Source organism: Psychrobacter sp. SCQQ22 (genome assembly GCF_015864605.1).
Classification (GTDB): domain Bacteria; phylum Pseudomonadota; class Gammaproteobacteria; order Pseudomonadales; family Moraxellaceae; genus Psychrobacter; species Psychrobacter fozii.
Window position 1 is genome coordinate 65,354 of record NZ_JADYWZ010000003.1, and the last position, 23,243, is coordinate 88,596.

A 23,243-nucleotide genomic window follows, 5' to 3' on the forward strand; every position below is an offset into this window, starting at 1 on the left:
GTCAATGTTTGCTCTACATAGTGTAGCGATAGGTACTTAAGGTATTTAGGTTACCAACCAACTGGGTCAATGTCTAAGGTCAGCTTGAGATACTTTGCGTTTGGCAAAGCAAGTACTGGCTCCCACCATTGATTAAGTACATGGTGTAATTGGCGTCTATCTTTGGCTAAGAGCAGGAGTTGCGCATGGTAACGACTGTTCTTTTTACTCATCGGTGCATCGATAGGACCAAGCACGGCAAGGTTATGTGCGTTCGGTAGAATACTAATGGCATCTTTGAGCGCTTGAGTGGTGGCGGCAAGTGTCTTACCTTCACAGCGTATCAATGCAGCATGAGTATGAGGCGGCAGTCCCATCATTTTACGCTCTTGTAGTAGTTCGCGCGCAAATGATAAATATCCATCCTTCACCAGCTTCAATAATAGTTCATTATCTGGTTGCAGTGTTTGAATCAATACCTGTCCAGATTTATCACCGCGACCAGCGCGCCCAGCCACTTGAATCATAAGCTGTGCAGTGTGCTCAGGTGAGCGAAAATCTGCTGACAAAAAGCCACGATCAGCGTTAGGCAAACAGACCAGTGTGACGTTAGGGAAGTGATGACCTTTTGCGACCATTTGCGTGCCGACCAATATAGCAGGAGTGCCTTCGTTGATACGCTGGTAGATATTTTCCCAGCTGTCTTTACGTCTTGTGGTATCACGATCTATCTGAATAATAGGGTACAGCTCTTTACTGGTTTGCGGATTGGCAAAAATAGCATGCAGGTTTTCGCTGAGCCTCGTAGTTCCCATACCTTTGGCATCTAAATTTTGACTACCACAGTCAGGACACACAGTAGGAATATAGGATTGCCAGTCGCAATGATGACATTTTAAATAAGAGTTGCTGACGTAAGTGTTATGTTGAGACTGACTATTATAATGAACGGTTAAATGAGCATCACAGCGCGGACAGTCTGCCTGCCAACCACAAGCCTCGCATAATAATACAGGCGCATAGCCACGACGGTTTAAGAATATCAACACTTGATTGCCCGCTTCTAGTGTTTGCCGTATTGCACCAATTAAGGCATCCGTTAAACCTGTATCGTAGCGCGCGCCATCGTCTTGTGCTTGTTGATGGGTGCTTTGCAGGCGTGCATCGATGAGTTGCATGGTGGCAGGCTTTGCATTACCAGGACGAGTGAGCAGTTGGCATTCTACGAGTTTGCCATCATCGACCAATTTTAGATGTTCAAGAGAAGGAGTGGCTGTACCTAGCACAACTGGGATGTTGGCTTGGAGTCCCCGATATAATGCAACGTCAGCGGCATGATAACGCAGTGTGTCTTGTTGCTTGTAGGAACCATCATGTGCTTCATCAACGACAATTAATCCCAAATTTGCAAAGGGATACAGTACTGATGAGCGTGTACCAATGATGATTTGTGCATGACCGGTGCGACAGTCTTGCCATCCTTGTAAGCGATGAGTATTATTCATCCCTGAATGTAGCAAGACAATATGCGCGGCAAATCGACTGGCGAATCGTGCACGCGTCTGCGGGGTCAATCCAATCTCGGGCACCAAAATCAAGACTTGCTTGCCAGCTTCTAATACTGCCTGCATCGCTTGTAGATAGACTTCGGTCTTACCGCTACCAGTGATGCCGTTTAGCAAAAATCCTGTATAGCAGCCAGATTCATGTGCAGCGACGATGGCTTCAACAGCAAGCTTCTGCTCATCGTTGAGATCAAGTGGCATCTTTGCGAGCTTAACAGGCACAGGTGCTTGTTTGGGCTCAATATAGCGCTCGATAAGTCCTTTTTCTTCCAGCGTTTTTAAGAACGCTCTTTGCATACCCTCTAATAACAGCACGTCTTCACTTGCACCGCGCTCGCCATGCAGCTTGAGCATATCGAATTGTTGTTTCTGCTTTTTGGCATTGGTATGAAAATCATCGTCAGTGATATGGGGCAGAATTCGCCAGTGCGTAATCAGCAGATCTAACGGCTTACCTTGACGAACGAGGGTTGGCAAAATAACTGCTAACACGTCGCCGAGGGGGTAGTGATAATAACGCGATAGCCAAGAAGCGAGCTTTAGCATACGCTCATCTAAAATAGGCTCAGCATCCAAGCATTTATTGATAGGCTTGAGCTTGTTGAGTGGCACGCTACTATCGGCTTCGGAGATATGAGCCACGACGATACCGATTAGAGTCTGGCGACCGAAAGACACTTCGACGCGGCTACCAATAGGCGGTATGGATGTAGGAATTGTATTTGGCAAAGTATGCGCATGCGCTGGTAGGCTATAGTCAAATACCCGATAAAGGGGCACGGGTAGAGCAACTTGTACCAACATAAAAGGCTTCGCAATTTGATGAGATTGATGTAAAAAAAGAGACAGAGACTAATAAGCTTAGCATGATGCTAAGCTTATGATGGTTCAATATACAATATTTTATTTAAGCAGAGTCACCATTAAAATTAGTCAATATATAGAATAGACTCAATCTCAACCACGCCACCTTTAGGTAATGCTGCTACTTGAACCGCTGCACGGGCAGGGTATGGTTCGCTTAAATTGGCAACGAATACTTCGTTTAGAACAGCAAAATCACTCAAATCAGTTAACGACACGTTGAATTTAACCACGTCATTCAAACTGCCGCCAGCAGCTTCACAGATGGCTTTGATATTTTCAAATACTTGCTCTGCTTGCGCTTTAAAACCTTCTCTTAACTCCATCGTATCAGGATCGAAACCTAACTGACCTGAAATATAGACAGTGTTGCCGACTTTTACGGCTTGTGAGTAAGTACCAACAGCGGCAGGTGCTTTATCAGTTTGGATAGTTTGACGAGTCATATTATGTCCTTTTTATGCTTTTTTGGTTTGGGTAATAGTGGCGTATCATCATTTCGTAGATTTCAGTATAAATGATGATAGGCTTTAATTTTAAGTGCTAAAAATCAAGTAAAACAGTTTATCATTATTTGAGAGTTTTCTAAAATTGATGAATAAAATATTCAACGCTTTTTTAAGCAAGTTTTAACGATAAGTCATCGCTCTGATGACCCATTCAAGATGACTTATATACGACTTAAAAACAACTCAGACACTATTCTTATAAATAATAAAGGTCTTATAAATAACAAAGGCTAGTGCAGGTACTACAAATATTATGTTGAGCGAGCTTGATGCCGTATCTGATTTATATCAATTGACTATATTATAATTGATATAGGCGTATGATATTAGGAAAGCCAAGTAATGAGCGCAGCTCTCGAATGCCTTGTGCTAAATGATTGCGACTACGTACAATGATATGGATGATGGTATCACTATTACGGACATCAACGGTTTCGATACCCATGTTTAGTTGGCGCAAATGATAAATGACTTCAGTTATTTGTTCGTCGCTGAGAGCAACGGAGAGCTTCAAATAAGCAGGGAAGCGAATTTTGCCAGTGTTTTTAATATTGTATTCATCTGGATCGCCTTGTTTGACCGCTTTATCATTGCGCCAACGTAGCTGAATCACTTGATAAGGGTTGTCTTTACGGATGTCGTCCAAAGAGAAGCATTTGTGTCGATGCACTACTAAACCGTGACGCGATAAATGGCCAACGATAGGATCGCCATAGATAGGATGACAACAGTTGGCAAAATCGAGCTCAACTCCAGAGGCATTTACTATCAGCTGTTGTGGCTGAGTCATGTCATCGCTATGCTCTCGAGCTTGCAAATCATGAACTTCATCGCTGAATAAGCGGGTCACTACAAGTTGCGGTAGTAGTGTGCCAGAGCTTATTTGTTCAAATAGCGCATCTTTTTCTGTTAATCCACGCCATTCAGTGAGGTTTTTCCAGTCACTTTCAGTCAAGTCATCCAGACTTTTTTGGTAGGTTCTAAGGGCTCTATCTAATGCTTGCTGACCATGATGCTGCTTGTCTGCGGCAGATAAGTCTTTAAACCAACGCAAAATCTCTTCACGGGCTTTGTTGGTGACCACAAACCCAAGCCATTCTGCTTTCGGCTCTGAGTGACTGTTGACTTCGATTTCAACCAGCTGTCCATTTTTTACCACGGTGCCAAGTTTGGCAGCTTTGCCCTCGATATTGGCTCCAACGGCCACGTTACCAACCATGGGTCCGACAGCATAAGCAAAGTCTAATGCCGTTGCCCCTTGTGGGAGTTCATAAGCACGACCTTTCGGGCTATAGCAGATGATTTTACTGGAGTGCAGATAATCCATCAGCTCATTAATCGTAGCGACTGCTGCTGCAAAATCAGGACTGTGTGCATTTAAATTGTCTTCATCGACCAAGTCCTTCATATTGCGCAGTGATGCTTGAATGACTGATTGACTGACATCGGAGGCATGTTCTGCACCGATGACCCCGAGTCTAGCGGCACTTTGCATTTGCTTGGTCAAAATAGTGACTTTGACCACATCGTTATCGCGCTCATAGATAAGCGTGAGCGATTGATTGCCGCCCGGTAGAGGCCGACGAATATTATCCGCAATATGGGTATCGTCAATTTGGTATTTTTTAATCAGATAATAAGCGAGTTTGTCACAGGCTTCGATATTATCGAGAATAATCTCAAACGCATAATGACGTAGTAGCGCATTAATCTCGCCGCGGTTTCGGAAAAATTGTCGGTATATCACTACTCGATTGTCTAGAACGGTAACCAGTCCATTCAGATCTAAGTTATTGAGTACTATACTTAAATAGCGATGAATGGCTTCTCTCTGGAAGTTACGCCCAAGACCGTGTTGTAGTAGCTTATCAGAGATCTTGTTATACATATCAGAGTCAAGATTGCGATAACACAGTACCTCGATATAATCAGCAATATCATTGAGACCCATGAGCCGTGCAAATGGCACATAAAAATCTAGGGTTTCTTGTGCCGTCGTGCGTTGCTTTTCAGGACGTACCGCATCAAGCGTAGACATATTGTGCAAGCGGTCGGCAAGCTTAATAATCAACACGCGTGGATCAGCAAGCGTGGCGGTCAAAATCTTATGAAAAGTCGCGGCTTTATTTTGTTGCTTATTATGCGAGGAGGATTTTAGCTTGGTCACACCATCAACCAGTCTTGCCACCACGATGCCATAGCGCTGCTCAACTTGCTCATAGCTCACATCAGTATCTTCGACCGTATCATGCAAAATGGCGGCGATAACGGTATCTCGGTCCAATCGAAAACCTGCCAGTATCTCAGCAACCGCAATCGGGTGGGTGATATAAGGTTCCCCTGATTTGCGCTTGTCTTTAATGTGCGCAATATCACCGAACTCACAGGCATCAACAATATCACGGCGTTCAGCGGCAGTGAGATAACCTACTGAGCGCAGCAAATTATATTGAGCGTCATCGACTAGGTGATGACTGAGTTTGGGTAAGGTTTGACTCATAAAGTAACGATCCTATTTTCCATTACCTATTTGCCTGATTGTCTGTCGAGGTAAATGGTGACTGAGTGAATACTATAAAAATCTTGAGAAAAAGATAAAAATGGGTAGCCCATCCTCTAATTAATCGCAAATCACATTCAATGTCAACTGCTAAGCGAGTCGGCGCTATAAAAAATTAAAAATTATAACCCAAGGGTAGGTTTTGACGTATAAATAGGGGTTAAAACAGTTTAGTGGCTATCGTTATAATTTATAATCAAAAAACCACAGCATAAGCTGTGGTTTCTATTATAAGTATATAGTTAATATATACTTATTTTAGCAATCAGTTACTAAAAACTATGATCGCCTGACAGTGCTAAATCTAGCGAACTGGTCGCAAAATTATGCTCTGGTTGATTCAGAATATCGCGAGTGATTTTACCAGCGGCAATTTCACGTAATGCCAATACAGTAGGCTTGTCATTATCGACATCAACCATTGGCTCAGCGAGACCTTTGGCCAATTGACGTGCGCGCTTACTTGCTACTAAAATTAGTTCAAAGCGATTATCAACATTATCCAAACAATCTTCAATCGTCACTCGTGCCATAAATAGCTACCTCGGTTGTTTTTATTAGTCTCGGACTTTACCGCTACTCAATAAAAATAATATCAAAAATATAAAAGGGGAATAGCTAGACATTATAGCATTTTTTGCCCAGTCGCGTAGTTGCTTTTTGCGTATCTGTTTGTCGCTACTTAATTTATGCGCTACTAGGCAGTTATCAGTGCTTGGTTTATACGTCTACGTTGCTGTTGAGCAAGTTACTAATCGTGCGATGATAACGCTGCTGCTGGCGAGCGAGTGTCTGTCTGTCTGCCACGATAATCGCCTTTAGCTCAGTTAATGCGACTTCAAAGTTGTCATTGATAATTACAAAGTTAGCATGCACATACTGTGACATCTCGTTCACTGAACCTGCCAAACGCTGCTCGATAACTTCTATACTGTCTTGTGCACGAGTTGATAAGCGCTGACGTAAGGTGGCGAGGCTAGGCGGCAAGATAAAAACCATCGTCGCTTCAGTAAATATTTTTTTGACTTGCAATGCGCCTTGCCAATCAATCTCTAAGATGACATCAACGCCTGCCTCTAGCTGCGTACGCACGCTTTGCTCTGACGTCCCATAATAGTTACCAAATACTTCTGCGTGTTCTAAAAACTTATTTTCATTGATATCTGCCAAGAAACTATCCACGTCGGTAAAATGATAATGATGACCATCAATCTCGCCAGGACGCGGTGTGCGAGTTGTGTGTGACACACTGACCGTTAAGTCGTTAGTGGTGGCAAGTAACTGCTTAACCAGTGAAGTTTTGCCAGTACCAGAGGCGGCGGTAATAATAAATAATGAACCTGTCATACAATTTGTCCTAATGGAGTGTGTTCTGATAAACAATTAAAGACTGGTAAAAATAAAAATCGTCATCATACAAGGCGATAGAAGCTATGTGAAGTAAGTCATTATAAACTGCTTTTGTGGCTTTTATTTTAATTAAAGCCACTCTTGTCCAGACACTACTGTTATATCAGTGAGTTGTATCACTTATTGCTATTAGTACATGCTATTTTCAAGAGCAATAAAAGCAAATTATGCTAAAGTAGCAGAATGAATTCATCCCAATATTTGAATTGAAGCTTTTAAAATAAGCCTTAACTATAAATTATCTAATGATAGGCCTTCTTATGCAAATTTATCTTGCCAATCCACGTGGATTTTGTGCTGGTGTGGATCGCGCGATTGCGATTGTGAACGAAGCATTGACGCGTTTTGAGCCACCCATTTATGTTCGCCACGAGGTGGTACACAACAAATTTGTCGTTTCTGATTTAGCCAATCGCGGTGCAGTATTCGTTGAAGAGCTTCACGAAGTTCCAGATGGCTCTATCGTTATCTTCTCCGCTCATGGCGTGTCAAAAGCGGTGGAAGATGAAGCGGAGCGCCGTGATTTAACGGTGTTTGATGCCACTTGTCCGCTAGTGACCAAGGTACACATTGAAGTCGCTAAGTTTGCACAAGATGGAATGGACGCAGTATTGATCGGTCATGCCGGACACCCTGAAGTGGAAGGCACGATGGGACGCTTTAACCGTCGCCATGGTGGTCATATTCATTTGGTTGAGGATGAAAGCGATGTCGCAGCCTTGACGGTACAAGATCCTGAGCGTTTAGCATTCGTCACTCAAACCACTTTATCCATGGATGACACGGCACGCGTTATCGATGCGTTACGTGAGAAGTTCCCTAGTATCCAAGGCCCACGTAAAGATGATATCTGCTATGCCACCCAAAACCGCCAAGATGCGGTAAAAGACTTAGCCAGTCGCTGTGAGGTGGTCTTAGTCGTCGGCTCACCAAATTCATCAAACTCTAACCGTCTGCGTGAATTAGCAGAGCGTATGAATTGCCGCGCTTACTTAATTGATAATGCCAGTGAAATGGATAAAAGCTGGTTAGAAGGTGTGCAGAGTATTGGGGTGACTGCTGGTGCGTCAGCGCCTGAAGTATTGATTCAAGAAGTACTTCAGCAGCTACAAGACTGGGGTGGCGACCTGCCTAGCGAGTTATCAGGTATTGAGGAAAACGTGATATTTAGCTTGCCTAAAGCGCTACGTATTCCGATTACCCAAGTCGGTAAGTAGCGTAAAATCAGTTACTATGAAAATTATCGACTAAAAACTATCTACTACTAAAAACTACCTACTATGAGCACAGTAGAATGAACAAGCAAAACAATAAGTTTGTACTAGCGACTGCCACTCTCGCTGAAGTTAATAAGCAATTAAAAATTAATATGCTGGTGACTGTGGTAGTAGCATTTGTGTTGTTTATGAACATGATGAAATTTATGTCAGAAAAAACATTTTTTTATGCAGCACTTGTTGTGCTGATGATTTTTTTATTATTTTTTATAAGAAAAGCTCGTAATATTCTCATGCTGAGAAAGCAAGAGCTTACTCAATAGAATAAAAAGCAAAACATAGGACAGTTATGACCGCTTATTATAAGTTTATCAAACGAGAACAGCAGGATGATGGCGTTAGCGTGGCATATTATCAGCCAACCAAGCATGCACAAGGTGCTTGGAATGAGCATGAGCAACATATGGCACCAGCGACAGGCTTGCTTACTGCTGAACTAAAAGGGTATGCACCGCAAGCAGGTACCCGTATTGCCCGTATTAGTCTCGATATCTTAGGGTTAATACCGCTCGATGATTTTACCATTACCACGCGTTGTATTCGTCCGGGCAAGACCATTGAGCTGGTTGAGGCAGTGATGAGCAGTCGCGGTCGCGATGCCATCATTGCACGAGCGTGGCGACTCTTGACGCAAGATACCAGTCCTATAGCAGGGCTTGAAGACCAAAAAGCCAAACATAAACCTGAAAATTTGCCAGTTTGGGACGATATGAAAGGCTGGCCGGGTGGTTTTATCGAAAGCGTACGCCTAGTTGCGGAACCTGACCGTCGCCCTGGTAAAGGGATGGTGTGGATTACCAATGATATGGAAATGATCGAAGGAGAACCGACCGATGATATGGTGCATTTGCTAGGTATGGTCGATACTGCCAATGGTGTCGTACCGCGACTCGGTCTTGGGTTGTCAAAATTAGAATGGATGTTTCCAAACACTGATTTGCAAATTCATATGCATCGTATACCACAAGGCCGCTGGCTCGGTATTGAAGCTGTGCAGCAATACGGCGATGATGGGATAGGGCTGACCAGTGCTGTGTTGCATGACATACAAGGGCCATTTGGTCGCAGTGAGCAAATTTTAACGATTCGTCCGATGCCGCGCTAAACGTTCAATGATTTTTATTGTTTTAAAAAACAAAATAAAAATATATATTTAATAGGTTTTACAAAATAATAGTAATCGGTTGTAATGGTGTCTATCAAGACAATATTACTGCACTGAAGGTTACTATGAAAAAGAACAATCGTTTTTCAAAAAAACTCACTACTATTTTGGGTATATTGCTAGAAGCTTATTCAGAATAAGCTGTGCAACTTGAGTTGTTTACTATTTAAAGAAAGCTTTTATGAGTACTGAGCAACAATAAGTACTATCTGAAAACACCGCTTTAGGAAACTAAGGCGGTGTTTTTTATTGAATAACCTTTTTACGCTTGAAATTTTCTGCTATGCCCCTATTAGTATAGACAGTTTAACGATATTGCACACAGCAGGTTTTCTAGTATTAGTAGGTCAGCTCTGGCAAGTTTATCGTTATCTTATAATAGGTCTTTCATAGAATTTAAAGGAGTTTTTATGAGTGAAGCAACTCAAGCTGAAGGTCTGAATCCAGAATTAAAAAAACATACGTTTGAAGCGGAAGTGGCGCAGTTGCTGCATTTAGTGACGCATTCACTGTATTCTAACGCTGACATCTTTGTTCGTGAGCTAGTATCTAATGCCTCTGATGCTTGTGACAAATTGCGTTTTGAAGGTACCAATGATGACAGCCTTTACGAAGATGATGGCGAGTTAAAAATTCGCATCGCTGTCGATGAAGACGCTAAAACCATTACTTTTACCGATAATGGTATTGGTATGAATGAAGCGGATGCTATCGAAAACTTAGGTACGATTGCCAAGTCAGGTACCAAAGCATTTTTGGACAAGCTTTCTGAATCGCAAAAGCAAGAAGGTCAACTAATCGGACAGTTTGGGGTTGGTTTTTACTCAGGCTTTATCGTGGCGGATACCATCAGTGTTGAATCACGTAAAGCGGGCGAGCCTGCGGATACAGGCGTACGCTGGGTATCAGATGGTACAGGTAGCTTCACAGTTGAGCCTATCACCAAAGCCGCACGCGGTACTGCCATCACTTTGCATTTAAAAGAAGAGTACTCTGAAGGTGAAGACAGCTATTTAGATCGTGGCAAAATCAAGCGCCTGGTGAATAAATACTCTGACCATATCAGCTTGCCGATTCAGATGCGTAAAGAGATCTGGCAAGAAGACGTAAAAGAAGATGAGAACGACGACGCACCTGCTGGTGGCGAGATGGTATTGACTGACGAATGGGAAACCATTAACAAGGCCAGTGCACTATGGACACGTTCAGCATCTGAGATTGAAGATGATGAGTATGTTGATTTTTATAAAAACATCTCATATGACATGGATGCGCCGCTTACGTGGACACATAACCGTGTAGAAGGCCGTGTTCAGTACACGCAGCTTTTGTATATTCCTACAAAAGCACCAGCAGATTTGTACACTCGAGAGCAGCAACATGGCCTCAAGTTATACGTCAAACGTGTTTTCATTATGGATGAAGCAGAGCAGCTGCTACCGATGTATCTGCGCTTTGTCAAAGGGGTTATCGATTCAGCAGACTTGCCACTGAACGTCAGCCGTGAGCTGTTACAAGAGTCACGTGATGTGAAGTCTATCCGCGATGGTAACGCGCGTCGTATCTTGACGACATTGGCAAGTTTGGGCAATAGCGAAGACAGCGATAAGCAAGAAAAGTTTGCGCAGTTCTACGCAGAGTTTGGTGATGTTATCAAAGAAGGTCTTGGCGAAGACATGGGCAATCAAGAACGTATTGCCAAATTGCTTCGTTATGCCACCAGCACGCAAGATGGTCTAAAGACCAGCTTTGAAGATTATAAAGGCCGTATGAAAGAAGGTCAAAAAGCCATCTATTATCTAACGGCTGATAATTTGGCTGCGGCAAAAAATAGTCCGCAACTTGAGCTGTTCAAAAAGAAAGGCATCGAAGTTATTTTGATGACCAGTCGTGTCGATGAGTGGGCGATGAACTTCTTAACCTCATTTGATGAGACACCGCTGCAAAACATCGCGAAAGGCGCAGTAGATTTAGGCGACTTGCAAGATGAAGCAGAGAAAGCGGAAGCGTCAAAAGCAGAAGAAACCTTAAAGCCAGTAGTCGATAAGCTCAAAGCAGCTCTAAGCGAGCGTGCTAAAGACGTTAAAGTGTCTACTCGTTTGGTTGATAGCCCAGCTTGTTTGGTTGTGGGTGAAGGCGAGCTGTCACCGCAGATGATTCAGATGCTTAAACAGATGGGACAGGACGTACCAGAGAGCAAGCCAACGCTTGAAGTAAACCCTGATCATCCATTGATTAAGAAGCTTGAGAGCAGCGAACAGTTTGATGATTTGGCACAAGTGATTTTTGATCAAGCGTTATTAGCAGATGGCGGTCAATTAGAAGATCCAGCCGCTTATCTAAAACGTGTTAATGAGTTATTGATGAGATAATGACTGATATTTAAAAAAAAGAGGTCTTGTACGCAAGGCCTCTTTTTTATTTGTTTTTCAGCTCAAATATTAGCAAATTTTACAAATCAGCCTTATCCTCTTGACCGACAATCCGTTACAATCGCGATAGATTAGCGAGCTAAACTATTAGTCAGTATTTAATGCCGCTTATAATCATTTCATAGTGAATTAAATATAAAATTGATATTTATATGCCATGCAAAAATGTAAATTAATGGCATTAAATGGCTAACATATCAAAATATAGTCAAAGTATTGGTAGATTGATACGGTGCCAATCTTGTGTGTGGTACAGCTGTACTATTTATACTCGGTTGCCTTGTATTAACTCTAAATTACCCCGACTATACTTATCATTGACTCACTTTATTTTCTCGGCTGGCTAGAGGTCTAAGTCTTTGTCACTTGCGTCGTTAAAAACCGTATCTCTTCAGCGCTTTTCGCTCAACTTCGCTGCCAATATTATTGCAACCTTATGGATGCTGGTAGGGTCGACGCGTGCGTTTTCTTGGGTCAAACCCACTTTTATACAGTTTGCTGTGTTTGCACTATTAGCACTCGGTAGCAATGTATTGTTTTCTTGGTTGGCTGCCGAAAGTGGCAGTATCTTTAATGAGCAAGGGTTGGTCAGTTATCTAATTTGGCCGATGATTATCCTATTGAGCGGCATTATTCTGGCACGGCGTGCTGGTAATCAAGCGCTGGTTTTTGTGCCCGTGGTGTTGTGGTTGGTTGCTGATACATTGTCAGCGCTATTACAGAGCTTGGTGCAATACTTGAGTAGCTATGGTTGGTTGCCCAATTGGAGTTATTCATTTTTACCCGTCTTATTTTTAGTGCTGTTCTTATGGCAGACGTTAGCGTTGATGTGGATTTTCTTCCATCGCTTGCGTATACCGTGGTGGGAGCGGGTGATCGTACTGGTAGGTGCTGTTGCACTTCTCACGATTTGGCAGCGTAATGTCGCTGACCAACCGATATTTAAGCAGATTCCTGTAGAGCCTGTTTTAGAAGAAGCTGCATTATATGAGCAGCCACGTTTATTACAGCAAGCATTAAATAGCATTGATCCAAGTACGTCAGGTAAGACTGACTGGTATTTTATGGGCGTTGCAGGCTTCTCTGATCAAAACGTTTTCCGTTCTGAAATTAATAAGGTACGTGAGCTGTTCGATGTGCGTTTTGGCACCAGCGGGCACTCACTCTCATTGATTAACAACACCTATAGCTGGATGGATGAGCCAATCGCTACCAAGACGAGTATCTTGCGTGGTCTAAAAAGAATCGGTCAGCAGATGAATGCCGACGAAGATGTGTTATTCCTCACGCTATCTTCACATGGCAACGAGGACATCGTACAACTGGCAAATCCACCGATTGAGATGGATAATTTAGATGCCGCTTGGCTACGTGAGGCACTAGATGCGTCAGGTATTCGCTGGCGTGTAATTGTAGTATCTGCTTGTTATTCAGGCTCATTTATCGATGATTTAGCATCTCCAACCACTGTGGTGATTACCGCCTCTGCTGCTGATAAAGCTTCATTTGGCTGTACCAATACAGCAGAGATGACTTACTTTGGGCAAGCATTTTTTGCTGAGAGTCTGCGAAGTAACACCAGTTTTGAGACAGCATTTAAAGACGCGAGATTGCGTGTTAGTGAACGTGAAAGCTTGATGGGCTTTGAGCCATCAGAGCCGCAGATGGTCATTGGTAGTCTCATGGAAACAGCATTGCCTGCGTTCGAACAAGTGTTATTTGATAACACTCGACCATCTGTCGCTAGTATCACTAACGAGTCCGATACGGCTATTAATATCGTTAATAACAATGATGGTAATCAGCCAGTCGTTGAGACCGCCAGTACTACAAACTAAATATTGTGTATTTTGCTTTGAACAAAAGGAACATCACTCATGAATCATTCTTATAATCACAGTTTATCCGCCAACTCACCGCTGACAAAGAAAAGTGTGAATCGCTGTTTTGATGGTGAGCAGCATTATTATAGCCATCAATCAACGTCTACCAAAACGCCAATGACGTTCAGCATTTATCTGCCTGACGAAGCGCTTGCTGGCCGACTTTGCCCAGCGATTCTCTACTTATCAGGTCTTACTTGTAATGCTGACAATGTCACGCACAAAGCGCATTTCCAGCAGAAGTGTAGTGAGCTTGGCATGATATTGATCGCACCTGATACTTCTCCTCGCAGTAGTGAAGGCTATGATGTGCCTAATGATGAACGCTATTTTGTGGGTCAAGGGGCTAGCTATTATGTCGACGCTACCCAAGCACCTTGGGCAGACAACTTCAATATGCAAAGCTATATCGTCGATGAGTTATATGACTTGCTGCGCTCAGAGTTCCCAATCCATAGCATTGGTATCACAGGGCACTCGATGGGTGGTCACGGTGCGCTGCTTTTAGGATTTAAATTCCCAAGTAAGTTTGTCAGTGTTTCTGCACTGTCGCCAGTATGCGCTGCCAGTGAGTCAGCATGGGGTGAGGCTGCTTACACTGAGTATTTTGGTGAAGACGAGTCACTATGGTCGCAAGCAGATGCCTCAAAAATGATCGAAAAAGTCGGTCAGCAGTACTCAAGTATTTTGGTTGATCAAGGCGCTGCGGATAACTTCTTAGCAGAAGGTCAGTTGCAAACGTCTAAGTTACAACAGGCTTGTGAAAAAGCCAAACAGCCTTTAACATTGCGTTATCAGGCGGGTCACGACCACAGTTATTATTTTATTCAGAGCGTTATCAACGACCATATCGAACATCATTGGCGCACGGCACAACTTAGCTAGGCATTGATATTGAACGCTTTTCACTAAGCCGCTCAATACGCGCTAATGTTTAAAAGGTAAAACTATGGCAAGTTATCAAGATTTAACCGCATCTAATTCCGATGCGAATTCAATACGTGATGCCCATTCAACACGTAACACCCACTCAGAGTCTAAAAGTGCGCAGTCAGCACTTGAGACCATGCAAGCCGAAATGGATGCTGCTCTAAAAAATAAGCAGCATAGCAATAGTGAACAAGTCTCGAAGGCTAACTCAGATGAGTTTATTGCAAAAAATATCAATGACGCGGGCGATAGAGTGCTTGATGAGACTCAAGTCTCGAGAGTGATAGAGATGGCATGGGAAGACAGGACACCGTTTGGTGCTATCGAGCACAGCTATGGTCTCAATGAAGCAGGGGTTATCAAACTCATGCGCCAAGAGCTTAAGCCGTCGTCTTTTCGGTTATGGCGTCAGCGAATGAGCAACCGCGCTACCAAACATCAAGCAAAACGAGATTTTGGTGTTGGGCGTGCTTATTGTAAAACTCAGTACAAGCAGCGCTAGTCATCTGCGCTCAATATCAGTCGCTTGATGCCTGCTATAATAGACACACCAGTTGCAAGTTTCTTTCTATTTTATTAATACTTTATTTATACATCAATTAGGTAGCTCAATTATGATTAGTCCTTCTAAACCATATCTTATTGCACCATCGATACTCTCAGCTGATTTTGCACGTTTAGGCGAAGAAGTTGAAAAGGTATTAGAGTCAGGTGCCGATGTGATTCATTTTGATGTGATGGACAATCATTACGTACCCAATTTGACGTTTGGTAGTATGATTTGTAAGGCGCTGCGTGATTATGGCATTGATGCACCTATCGATGTACACCTGATGGTGTCACCTGTCGATAGTATGATTGAGCAGTTCTTGGAAGCGGGTGCGAGCATTATTACTTTCCATCCAGAAGCCAGTGGACATATTGACCGTTCGTTACAGCTCATTAAAGATGGTGGTGCTGAATGTGGTTTGGTATTGAATCCAGCAACGCCATTGCATTATTTAGATTATGTCATGGACAAAGTAGATCAAATTCTACTGATGAGTGTCAATCCTGGCTACGGTGGCCAGTCATTTATTGAGGGAACTCTGGACAAAGTGCGCCAAGTTCGTCAGCGTATTATTACCAGTGGCCGAGATATTAGATTAGAAGTCGATGGTGGTGTCAAAGTCAGTAATATTCGTGCGATAGCTGAGGCGGGCGCTGATATGTTCGTTGCAGGTTCTGCGATATTTAACCAAGAAGACTATAAGGCTGCTATCGACGCCATGCGTGTAGAGCTTGCATTGGCCAATAACTGTTAATAATTGCCAATAAGCTGTCAATAACTGCCAGTCACTGCCGTATAGTGTGATAGTGAAAATGCCCCGATGCTATTGGAGCAAAAGAGTCTTAAAATATGCTGTATAACTTATAACGATGCCTAACAGCAAGTTACGTAAAGGTAGGTGAAATATGGACATAAAAAATTCAATCAACTCGTCAGTGTCGCCAGAATCATCAGTAAGCACAGCGCCGCAACGCAGCTTGGTACCGAAAGGTATCACTATTGGCCTAGCGGTGTTTGCGCTCGTTCTCAGTCTAGCAGGTTATGGCTTTCGTCTAATGGTCGGCGATGATGTCGGAGAAGTATTGCGCCATGCAGCCGTAATCGTGCCTTCATTTATACTTGGTATTCCCTTGCTGTTCTGGGTAGGATCACGTATTTTTAACAAGGTTAAAGGTATGCATATCGAGAGCTGGAATGCTATTAGTTTGGGCTATTTGACGTCTTGTATTTCGATGCTATGGTTGATGGGTACTTATAGTTAAAGGCTTTAGCAGCAAAGACGATGCTACTTAATACAGGTAGCATTGTCATATTTTATAAGCTGTTTTCTATACACTTTTTAATCATGAAGTCATGCTATATAAGTATGACTGGGATTTTACATGCGAATTATGCCAGCCAGTATTGCCAGAATTATTTACCCAAAAGATTTACCAAACGGTTTATTTACGAGCTTAATTATAGCGTGTTTGCTATTGGGCTTGGCTTCGTTACGTAATGGCACGGATTTACAAGGTTGGCTAAATGTCATTGAAAACTGGCTACTCATGCTGTTGATACTGCCTACCGCGACTGCCACCGTTGCACTACCGTTCAAATATCGAGATCGCACGCTTGAGCTAAAGCTTGTTTATTACCTTGGCATGTTTGTGGCCTTCTTATTTACCTTAGGAAAGCTGCGTTACTGGCATTGATTTTATAAGAAATATCTTATTTAAGTGCTCATCTATGTAGAAGACTTATGTGACAGCCCTTGAATTCTAAGGTGAAAGCGTCCATTGTATGAGTAAGACAGTTTTACCCGTATTACTGTAAAACAATAATGTGGCTACATGCGATTTTTTGCCAGTATTGGACGGGATAATAAGGAGCAAATTCATGCCATACGATATCGATAACGATATAGAAGTAGATAACGAGAGTACCGATCAATTTGCAGGATTTGCCAAAGAGACCACACTTGAGCTAGTAGAAGCGGATGATGGTAGGTTGCTATTGCGTGATGCCGAACAAGATGAAGCACCATTGATGACCATTGATTTTTCTGAAAAACTCAAAGAGCTGCTTGGTAGTGATACCCAAGCGATTGGTCAGCACATGATTCATGCAGCGATTCAGGTCATTATGCAAAAGCAGATGAGCCAATGGCATGCACATGTCTATGATAAAGAGCCGACGCACTACAGCTGATAAGTGATTTGATTAGTCGCTAGTGATGGATAATTAATTAAAACGAAAAAAAGGGTTTATCAATTGATAAACCCTTTTTTTTCAGATAAAACCATTGATAAAAATGGTAATTATTTGATTTTAGCTTCTTTAAAGATCACATGCTGGCGTACTTTTGGATCAAACTTTTTGATTTCCATTTTGCCAGGCATAGTGCGCTTGTTTTTAGTAGTGGTGTAGTAATACCCAGTACCAGCTGTTGATACTAACTTAATTTTATCTCTCATGATAGCTTTCCTGTAAATGAGGGGTCTTCAAACGATAGGTACGGATCTAAAATATTAAGTAGCTACATAAGATGTAGCAGAAAAGCAGCCCAACTGCTGAAAATTATCAACATATCAAGCTGCAAGTCTTAACTTAAACTTTTTGACCTTGTGCGCGCATATCTGCTAGCACTTTATCGATACCAAGTTTGTCAATAGTGCGCATACCTTTGGTAGACACACGTAGACGTACAAAACGATTTTCAGACTCTACCCAAAAACGATGGTTATGAAGGTTTGGTAGAAAGCGACGACGGGTTTTGTTGTTTGCGTGCGAAACATTATTACCCACCATAGGGCGCTTTCCAGTCACTTGGCAAACTCGAGACATGGCGAACTCCTAATCTATGAGGTATGAGTTTTTCTCATACCAGTCTGGGCAAGTTGCACGTTTTTGCGGCATGGACACAGCAAGCGGCAGCTTTGCACCAAACAAAACTATATGAATGTTGAGTTGATATTACTGTTATCTAAAGGCAAATAACAAGCATACCAATTCAGAAAATTTTAAAGCCGACATTTATACCATAAAAGAGATGAATACTCAAATATTTTTATGATTATTGTTGGTTTAAAGGGTGGTCATTATACCCTGAAATGAATGGGCTATGTTGTTGATTGTTTAATAGTAAAGATTAATTTTCACTTGAGGTTATTTTGTATCAGTTATTATAAAAAATCATCAACTCAGTCAGCAAAGACTCGCAAAAAAGACTAAAATAGCCAGTTTCCTGTGCTACTAGCATTTGAACCTAGTAGCGAGTTTTATTTTTAATTGGGCTTACTATGTCAGATAATACAAAAACGGTTTCATCATCGAATATACAGTCGAGTACCATTTCTATAAATACAGCCGCTCCAGTTGCTATCGATACCGCGACATTGCTGATTAAATGCAAAGATCAAGCAGGCATCGTACAAGCCGTATCTGAGTTTATACATCGCTATGGCGCCAATATCATTACTCTCGATCAGTATTCAACTGCCCATGAAGGCGGTCAGTATTTTATGCGTTTAGAGTTTGCCTTAGCAGGACTGAGCGATATTATTGATAATTTTGAAGCCAGTTTTGGTCATACGGTCGCCAAACGCCACAATATGGAATGGCGACTACACAATAATGCAATTAAAACCAAGGTCGGTATTTTGGTATCGAAGTTTGATCACGCGTTATTAGATTTGTTATGGCGTCATCAGCGCGGTCTGCTTGATTGCGAGATTACCTCTGTCGTCAGCAACCATCCTGATCTACGTCAATCGGTAGAAAACTTTGGTATCACCTTCCATCACGTACCAGTGACTAAGAATAATAAAGCTGAAGCAGAAGAGCAGATTCATGAATTGATGGCAGGCAATGACTTGCTCGTATTGGCGCGTTATATGCAGATATTATCGTCTGATTTTGTGAAGCGTTGGCCGATGCAAGTTATCAACATTCATCATTCATTCTTACCAGCCTTTGTGGGAGCAGATCCTTATCGTCAAGCCTATGATAAAGGCGTGAAGCTGATCGGTGCAACGGCGCATTATGTCACTGCTGAACTGGATCAAGGGCCTATCATAGAGCAAGATGTGCATCGTGTGACGCATCGTCAAGGTGTGACAGAACTGCGTGCTATTGGCCGTGATATCGAGCGTAATGTACTGGCGCGCGCTGTGAACTGGCATGTGCAGAACCGTGTGATTGTGGCAGGTAACAAGACCGTGGTTTTTAACTAAGACAAAGCGAATAGAAGAAATAGAAGACTTATCTAATACGATGGCAGTCGGCAGTAATAAGTATTGCTGTCGACCATGATGCCTTTGCTGACTTTATCTTTTATAGCAGCATCTCTAAAACAAACTTGCTACCGACAAAACCAATGGCCAGTAAGATAAAGGCGTAAATAGTAATGTTGGCAGCACGCTTACCACGCCACCCTGCGCGCCAACTACCGAATAGTAGTGTGCCAAATAGCAGCCATGAGAGTAGGCTAAAGACGGTCTTATGGACAATGTGCTGCGCCATCAGGTCTTGCACATAGACAAATCCAATGCCGAGCGCAATACTGAGCAAGACAAAGCCCACCAAAAGCATATCGAATAATAAGCTTTCCATACTTTGTAGTGACGGGAGTTTATTGACCCAAAACCGATGAATCGTATGATGCTTTAGCTCGCGGATTTGTAGGCGTAAAAATAGCGCTTGCACCGCTGCCATCAGCAGCACACAATAGGCGGCAAGAGAGAGCAGTATATGAGCCTCAAGCCCAATGCTGATATCAGTGATGGGCTGATAAGGTGCACGACCAACATAACCAATGGTCATGCCCATGAGTGCCGTTGGCGCTGCTAAGATGCCAAGGCTAATGATGGGGCGATAGAGACTAAATAGCATGTAGAAAAACAAGAAAAACAAACTAATCAGGCTAATGGTATTAAACAGATTAAAATTTAGACCATAAAGGGTTACGACGTAGGGATAGAGCAGCACTGCGTGCGCGACCATGCCAGCCGTCAATAGACCCAAGCTGATGTCTTTCCGAATAGGTGTACTTCGAATCAGCGCCCAACCGATGTAAATGCTGACTAAGATATAAGCTAGGCTAGCAAGTAAGAATGCAAGGTGCACAGACATAAAGCCTCGTCTCATACTGAGTGAAAATAGCCGCTCAGGTGAATGCTAAAGTGGTATTATTGGAATGATTAGAATAATTATCCAATTTATCATAAAATGGCAGCCAATTGAGTACCATCTTGCGTATTCCTTATAAATGTTTAGCCAGAGTAAGTTAAATAGAACGGATAGCCCTAAATGATATATTTAGGAGCGAATGATTTTGCAAAAACCCTATAAGTTTTGCGCCTGCTTGATGCTATAGTATTGATAATACGATTTTTATAGGGCATTTTTAGAGAATGTGAGCCAATGGCTAACATCTCATAATGCACCCGAATATTATTTATAAGCCATTCAAATGGTTTAACCGAGAATTATTTTAACTGAGAGTTATTTATGTTTGATACCTTAACAGAACGCTTATCGTCGAGCCTGCGTAATATCGTGGGTACTGGACAGCTGACCGAAGACAACATCAAAGACACTATGCGTGAAGTGCGCATGGCGCTACTGGAAGCTGATGTGGCGCTACCTGTCACTCGCGACTTTGTTAAGCGTGTTAAAGAGCAAGCACTTGGTGCTGAAGTCCTAAAAGAGCTAGCTCCAGGACAAGCATTTGTCAAAATCGTCCATGACGAGCTGACTGAGATGATGGGCAGTGCCAATCAACAGCTAGAGATGACTGGTAAGCCACCTGTTGTTTATTTGCTTGCAGGTCTGCAAGGTGCGGGTAAAACCACTACTGCAGGTAAGTTGGCCAAGTTTTTACAAGAGCGTCATAAGAAAAAAGTCATGTTGGTTTCAGCTGATGTCTATCGTCCAGCCGCCATCAAGCAGCTTGAGCAAGTAGCAGGTCAGGTAAATGCCAAGTTTGTGAATTCAAGCGCTGACGAAAACCCAATCGATATCGCGCTGCGTGCTATCGAAGAAGCAAAAATCCAATATCAAGATATTTTGATTATCGATACTGCTGGTCGTCTACATATTGATGACACGATGATGGATGAGATTAAGGCGCTGACTGCAGCGGTTAATCCATCTGAGACGCTATTTGTCGTTGATGCAATGACAGGTCAAGATGCTGCCAATACCGCCAAAGCCTTTAATGATGCGTTGCCGTTGACAGGTGTTATTCTGACCAAAACAGATGGTGATGCACGCGGTGGTGCTGCACTTTCTGTACGTGCGATCACAGGTAAGCCGATTAAGTTTTTAGGTCGCGGTGAGAAACTAGATGAGTTAGAGCTGTTCCATCCTGAGCGTATTGCTCAGCGTATTCTTGGTATGGGTGATGTACTGAGTTTAGTGGAAGAAGTCGAGCAAAAAATCGACCGTGATAAAGCTGAAAAAATGGCGAAAAAGATGCAAAAGGGCGGCGAGTTCGACCTTGAGGATCTCTTGACGCAGTTCCAGCAAATGAAAAGTATGGGCGGCATGGCAGGATTTTTAGACAAGATGCCAGGTATGGGCGGCTCTGATATGCAAAAAGCAGTCGAAGATGCCAAGCCAGAAGAAAAAGTGCGTGAAATGGAAGCGTTAATCAATTCTATGACACCATTTGAGCGTAAAAACCCTGATAAGATTAATCCAAGTCGTAAGCGTCGTATTGCTGCTGGTTCTGGCCACGAGATTCAAGACGTCAATCGTTTGCTCAAGCAACATAAGCAAATGGCCAAAATGATGAAAATGATCTCCAAGCCTGAAGGCATCAGTAAAATGATGAAGTCTATGCAAGGGTTGATGGGCGGCGGTGGAGCAGGTGGCGGCGGTGGTGGCCCACTATTCGGTGGCGGCGGTCAACAAGGCAGCCCGAAAGATGTGAACCCAGAACAAATGGCAAAGCAGATGGGCCTTGATCCAAATAACATGCCGAGCACCGAAGAGATGCAAAAGCAGATGCAGGAAATGCAGAATCAAGCGCCAAAGAAGTTTAAAACCCGCTTTTAAAAAATATAGTCAATCCTTTATAAAAGAGCTGCAGCGTTAACCTCGCTTGAAGTATCACATATACATCTGTACTCGGTTGCCTTGTATCTCTTTTAAACAGAATCAACTATAGCTGACTGTACTGTCTATGACTTTCTGATGGAAACCTCAAAACTGATATGGTTTTGAGGTTTTTTCTTTTCCTTTAATTCAATTCAGCACTCATGGATAAAGTATGGAAAACGCAGAAAGTAATAAAATTCGTCTGCCCTAAATGCTATGATAGGCGCTGTTTTATTCTGTCAGTATTTTTACAATGTACAAATGATAAATCGTTATAAAAAATGATTAAAAGCTGACAAGCCAATTTAGAACACCAAAAGTACAAGCCGAGGTTATGATGTTTTTAGCAATGGATACCGTGTTTGATCAGTGCTCAATCGCAATTTTGGATTCGAATGGTCAGGTGCTATCGAGTCATACCGAAACAGGTAAGCGCCAGCAGACTCAGCAAATTTTACCGATGATTGATGCGGCCTTATCCGAAGCGCAATTAAAGCTTGCTGATATACAGGCATTAATATTCAATCGAGGGCCTGGTGCATTTAGTGGTATCCGCATCAATACAGCTGTAGTACAGGCATTGTCTGTGGCACATGATATTCCCTGTGTGGGCGTCTCAAGTTTGCAAGCCATTGCTCAGAGTGCGTATCAGCAGTATGGTCTGACGCAAGTATATAGCGCGCTTGATGCCCGTATGCAGCAAGTATATTTTGGGCAGTATGCAGTAATCGATAGTGAAGCAGCCATTATGCAGCCAGTCTTGGCCAATGATAGCGATAGCACCGAGCAGCTGTTAGATTATGACAGTCAGACTACGCTCGATATAGCCATCGTCGGTAATGGCTCAGGTCTATTAACATTGCGTGATAATCAGATTTTTCATGAAGACGTGTCGCCGAATGCAGTAGTTATCGGTCAGCTCGGTATCGCCCAGTTTATGGCGGTAGGTGGGACCGAAGCATCACAAGCTTTACCAAAATACTTACGTAACCAAGCTTGGAAAACCCTTAAAGAGCAAGGTAAAGCGTAGTCAATC

General features: G+C 42.7%; 22 protein-coding genes. 14 read left to right on the forward strand and 8 right to left on the reverse strand.

The annotated features are described in order from the left end of the window. Nucleotides 1–50 precede the first annotated feature (50 nt). The 5 genes from I6E84_RS05020 to gmk form a co-directional block, all read right to left on the reverse strand. Nucleotides 51–2,348 carry a primosomal protein N' gene (locus I6E84_RS05020; protein ID WP_197216562.1) on the reverse strand — a complete coding sequence of 766 codons (2,298 nt, stop codon included), beginning with the start codon at nucleotides 2,346–2,348 and terminating at the stop codon, nucleotides 51–53. Nucleotides 2,349–2,473: 125 nt separating this feature from the next. Continuing rightward, nucleotides 2,474–2,854 carry a RidA family protein gene (locus I6E84_RS05025; RefSeq protein WP_110923276.1) on the reverse strand — a complete coding sequence of 127 codons (381 nt, stop codon included), beginning with the start codon at nucleotides 2,852–2,854 and terminating at the stop codon, nucleotides 2,474–2,476. A gap of 364 nt (nucleotides 2,855–3,218) precedes the next feature. Then, nucleotides 3,219–5,417: a RelA/SpoT family protein gene (locus tag I6E84_RS05030; RefSeq protein ID WP_110923275.1), complete on the reverse strand. Its 2,199-nt coding sequence runs from the start codon at nucleotides 5,415–5,417 to the stop codon at nucleotides 3,219–3,221. A gap of 332 nt (nucleotides 5,418–5,749) precedes the next feature. Further along, a complete protein-coding gene (gene rpoZ, locus I6E84_RS05035; protein WP_110923274.1) occupies nucleotides 5,750–6,010 on the reverse strand; it encodes a DNA-directed RNA polymerase subunit omega in 261 nt (86 codons plus the stop codon). Nucleotides 6,011–6,197: 187 nt separating this feature from the next. Then, nucleotides 6,198–6,824 carry a guanylate kinase gene (gene gmk / locus I6E84_RS05040; protein WP_197216564.1) on the reverse strand — a complete coding sequence of 209 codons (627 nt, stop codon included), beginning with the start codon at nucleotides 6,822–6,824 and terminating at the stop codon, nucleotides 6,198–6,200. 323 nt (nucleotides 6,825–7,147) lie between these two features. Between gmk and ispH the strand changes: the two genes are divergently transcribed. The 11 genes from ispH to I6E84_RS05095 all read left to right on the forward strand — a co-directional run bounded on the left by ispH (nucleotide 7,148) and on the right by I6E84_RS05095 (nucleotide 17,314). Beyond that, the gene (gene ispH, locus I6E84_RS05045; protein ID WP_197216566.1) at nucleotides 7,148–8,104 is read left to right on the forward strand and encodes a 4-hydroxy-3-methylbut-2-enyl diphosphate reductase; all 957 of its coding nucleotides are present in this window, start codon (nucleotides 7,148–7,150) and stop codon (nucleotides 8,102–8,104) included. Nucleotides 8,105–8,181: 77 nt separating this feature from the next. Beyond that, on the forward strand, nucleotides 8,182–8,427 hold the full coding sequence (locus I6E84_RS05050; protein WP_110923271.1) for a hypothetical protein: 246 nt from the start codon (nucleotides 8,182–8,184) through the stop codon (nucleotides 8,425–8,427). Between the two features lie 26 nt (nucleotides 8,428–8,453). After that, entirely contained in the window at nucleotides 8,454–9,269 is an 816-nt protein-coding gene (locus tag I6E84_RS05055; RefSeq protein ID WP_197216568.1) for a thioesterase family protein, read from the forward strand. 470 nt (nucleotides 9,270–9,739) lie between these two features. Then, on the forward strand, nucleotides 9,740–11,701 hold the full coding sequence (gene htpG / locus I6E84_RS05060) for a molecular chaperone HtpG (RefSeq protein WP_197216570.1): 1,962 nt from the start codon (nucleotides 9,740–9,742) through the stop codon (nucleotides 11,699–11,701). A 419-nt stretch (nucleotides 11,702–12,120) separates the two neighbouring features. Continuing rightward, a complete protein-coding gene (locus tag I6E84_RS05065) occupies nucleotides 12,121–13,599 on the forward strand; it encodes a C13 family peptidase (protein ID WP_197216572.1) in 1,479 nt (492 codons plus the stop codon). Nucleotides 13,600–13,638: 39 nt separating this feature from the next. Then, nucleotides 13,639–14,529 carry an S-formylglutathione hydrolase gene (gene fghA, locus I6E84_RS05070; protein ID WP_197216574.1) on the forward strand — a complete coding sequence of 297 codons (891 nt, stop codon included), beginning with the start codon at nucleotides 13,639–13,641 and terminating at the stop codon, nucleotides 14,527–14,529. Nucleotides 14,530–14,827: 298 nt separating this feature from the next. Continuing rightward, nucleotides 14,828–15,076 carry a TIGR03643 family protein gene (locus tag I6E84_RS14250; RefSeq protein ID WP_320158630.1) on the forward strand — a complete coding sequence of 83 codons (249 nt, stop codon included), beginning with the start codon at nucleotides 14,828–14,830 and terminating at the stop codon, nucleotides 15,074–15,076. Between the two features lie 112 nt (nucleotides 15,077–15,188). Then, nucleotides 15,189–15,878, forward strand: a complete 690-nt coding sequence (gene rpe, locus I6E84_RS05080; RefSeq protein ID WP_197216579.1) for a ribulose-phosphate 3-epimerase — start codon at nucleotides 15,189–15,191, stop codon at nucleotides 15,876–15,878. Between the two features lie 151 nt (nucleotides 15,879–16,029). Then, nucleotides 16,030–16,386, forward strand: coding sequence for a hypothetical protein (locus I6E84_RS05085; protein ID WP_197216581.1), 357 nt, complete (start codon nucleotides 16,030–16,032; stop codon nucleotides 16,384–16,386). Between the two features lie 120 nt (nucleotides 16,387–16,506). Further along, complete coding sequence (locus tag I6E84_RS05090) at nucleotides 16,507–16,818, forward strand: hypothetical protein (RefSeq protein ID WP_110923264.1); 312 nt, start codon at nucleotides 16,507–16,509, stop codon at nucleotides 16,816–16,818. Between the two features lie 184 nt (nucleotides 16,819–17,002). After that, a complete protein-coding gene (locus I6E84_RS05095; RefSeq protein WP_110923263.1) occupies nucleotides 17,003–17,314 on the forward strand; it encodes a hypothetical protein in 312 nt (103 codons plus the stop codon). Between the two features lie 110 nt (nucleotides 17,315–17,424). Here I6E84_RS05095 and rpmG read toward each other — a convergent pair whose 3' ends face one another. After that, nucleotides 17,425–17,580 carry a 50S ribosomal protein L33 gene (gene rpmG / locus I6E84_RS05100; RefSeq protein ID WP_010201403.1) on the reverse strand — a complete coding sequence of 52 codons (156 nt, stop codon included), beginning with the start codon at nucleotides 17,578–17,580 and terminating at the stop codon, nucleotides 17,425–17,427. A gap of 133 nt (nucleotides 17,581–17,713) precedes the next feature. Beyond that, nucleotides 17,714–17,950, reverse strand: coding sequence for a 50S ribosomal protein L28 (gene rpmB / locus I6E84_RS05105; RefSeq protein WP_010201401.1), 237 nt, complete (start codon nucleotides 17,948–17,950; stop codon nucleotides 17,714–17,716). Nucleotides 17,951–18,405: 455 nt separating this feature from the next. On the opposite strand from rpmB, the gene purU reads away from it, so the two are divergent. Further along, nucleotides 18,406–19,338 (forward strand): formyltetrahydrofolate deformylase, encoded by a 933-nt coding sequence (gene purU / locus I6E84_RS05110; RefSeq protein ID WP_227681310.1) that lies wholly within the window; start codon nucleotides 18,406–18,408, stop codon nucleotides 19,336–19,338. Between the two features lie 100 nt (nucleotides 19,339–19,438). On the opposite strand, the gene I6E84_RS05115 is transcribed toward purU, so the two are convergent. Further along, on the reverse strand, nucleotides 19,439–20,230 hold the full coding sequence (locus I6E84_RS05115; protein WP_413786940.1) for an inner membrane protein YpjD: 792 nt from the start codon (nucleotides 20,228–20,230) through the stop codon (nucleotides 19,439–19,441). A 384-nt stretch (nucleotides 20,231–20,614) separates the two neighbouring features. Between I6E84_RS05115 and ffh the strand changes: the two genes are divergently transcribed. Next, nucleotides 20,615–22,165 carry a signal recognition particle protein gene (gene ffh, locus I6E84_RS05120; RefSeq protein ID WP_197216583.1) on the forward strand — a complete coding sequence of 517 codons (1,551 nt, stop codon included), beginning with the start codon at nucleotides 20,615–20,617 and terminating at the stop codon, nucleotides 22,163–22,165. 379 nt (nucleotides 22,166–22,544) lie between these two features. Continuing rightward, complete coding sequence (tsaB, locus tag I6E84_RS05125) at nucleotides 22,545–23,237, forward strand: tRNA (adenosine(37)-N6)-threonylcarbamoyltransferase complex dimerization subunit type 1 TsaB (RefSeq protein WP_197216920.1); 693 nt, start codon at nucleotides 22,545–22,547, stop codon at nucleotides 23,235–23,237. Nucleotides 23,238–23,243 lie beyond the last annotated feature (6 nt).